Genomic DNA, 1,981 nt, shown 5'->3' with positions numbered 1-1,981 from the left:
ATTACTAACAGCAGTGCAAAAATCACTTCTGCTGATGAAACTGTTTATACCGAAAATGTAAAAGTTAATTATAGTGTTTCAATAGATTCACTTAATTGACAGTAATAAAAATGAAAGGATAAATATGAAAAAAAAATTAAGTATTTTAGGAACAAGCACTTTAATAGGAACAAGTACAACCAGTTTAGTTGCTTGTAATACACCACAAGAATATACAAAAGAAAAATTAGAACATTTAAAAAAAGAAAACCAAATAAATACTGATAACCAAGAAATCAAAGATAATTTAGAATGAATAGCACCACAAGAAAAACCATTTAATACGGTTGATAACAAGTGATATTATGTTGTATGAAAAAAAGATAAATGAGAAATAAGTAAGATTTTAAGAAATTATCCTATTGAGGTAGGAAAAGAATATAATATATATAAAGATAATAATTATGAATTAAAGTTTTTTAGGTCTATTAACAACACAAATAAGATAAGAGATGCATCTTTATTTTATACTAGTGAAAAGCCTTTTGCTTTTAGGAAATGAGGAGAAAATAATTCTGATTATATAAATTATATTAAAGCAGTTTATCGTTGAAATTTAGATACTAATATTAATATATCTGATTTATTAGATATTGATGAAAATGGTAATATAAAAGTTAAGTAAAAATAGAAAAAGAGATTTACATCTCTTTTTTGTTTTTTATCTTGGTTTAAATGTAATTTTAACTTGGTTATCACTTTTATTTCTAATTCCCACTACATTTGGGTTATTAATATCTATCGTTATATTTTTATCATTACCTGAATAAATTCAACCAAATCCTGTTAATAATTGAGGAAATATTACTTTTGAAAATATAATTTTCAATTTTACATCATTAGTATAATATGCTTGTAAATATATTTCTTTAATTTTATCATCAACTTTATTAGACAATGATGTTATTTGAACTAAAAAATTAATATCTCAATGATTTTTTTCTGATAAATAATTATTTTCATAATCATTATGACTTGGTAAACCATTAGTGTGTGCAATAACAAATGTTTGAATATCATTATTTATATTATCACTATATAAAGTTATTTTATTATCAAAGTTAACTTTATCAACTTGTGAACGACCACTTTTTTGTAAAGTAATATTTTCTAATGATCCACCGCTAACATCACAACTATCAGCACCTCCTAAAATATCAACATTTCTATTAGGGATAAAATTTTCTATATCAGGTGGTCCACATTCAACTTGTATATTATTAAGACTGCTTATTTCAATAGTTTTATAAGAACTAATAAATTTATCAATACTTTGAATAGTTGGGTCAATTTGTTTTAAGTTAATTTCTATCTCATAATACGCATCCTTAAATTCATCATTAAATAAATTTATATAACTTTTAGGATTATTTTTTTGTTTACATTGTGCTGGTGCGGTAATTTTAGTTTTTAATGGTAGTACTACATCAGAAGGCATAATATCTTTTGTATATTCTGAATAATTATATGGAACTGGTGGTAATACATACTGTGGGTAATTAAATGTTGGTATTTCATAATCATGCGGGAGTAAGAAACTAGTTTTATAATTAGTTGTCATATCACGTAAATAATTATTTAATGTGCTTTTTGTTTTACCACGAAAACTCCATACTGATAATCTTAAATAATCTTCTTCATTATTTGTATATGGGTTATCAGCATAAAAGATAATTTCAAAATTACCTTTATATAATGCTTGTATTGAAAACATATCAATTATATAACTACAATTTGTACCATCTGGTGTTTGTAAAAACTCTAAATCATTATCTTTTTCACTATCACTAGCTGGTGTTTGTGCATCTACAGCTTTGGTTTGTTCATTAATTAAATAAACTCGATTAGTTTTAGGATTTAATTGTTTTAAATTATAAGTTGAATAAACTAATTCTTCTGTTGGTTTACCATCTTTATTTAAAACAGTACCCTTACATTTATC

At 23.9% G+C, this 1,981-nt stretch carries 2 protein-coding genes; one reads left to right on the top strand and one right to left on the bottom strand.

Going from position 1 to position 1,981, the window contains the following annotated elements:
- The first annotated feature begins 124 nt into the window (after positions 1-124).
- Positions 125-664 (top strand): hypothetical protein, encoded by a 540-nt coding sequence (locus D9R21_RS06025; protein WP_126821491.1) that lies wholly within the window; start codon positions 125-127, stop codon positions 662-664.
- A gap of 36 nt (positions 665-700) precedes the next feature.
- Here the strand turns inward: D9R21_RS06025 and D9R21_RS07480 are convergent.
- The coding region (locus tag D9R21_RS07480; protein WP_158613950.1) for a hypothetical protein at positions 701-1,981 on the bottom strand (1,281 nt) is incomplete at its 5' end.

Source organism: Spiroplasma endosymbiont of Megaselia nigra, assembly GCF_003987485.1.
In the GTDB taxonomy this organism is placed as follows: Bacteria; Bacillota_I; Bacilli_A; order Mycoplasmatales; family Mycoplasmataceae; genus Spiroplasma.
Note: the sequence above shows the minus strand (reverse complement) of the source record. Positions and strands in the feature narration are given on the sequence as shown.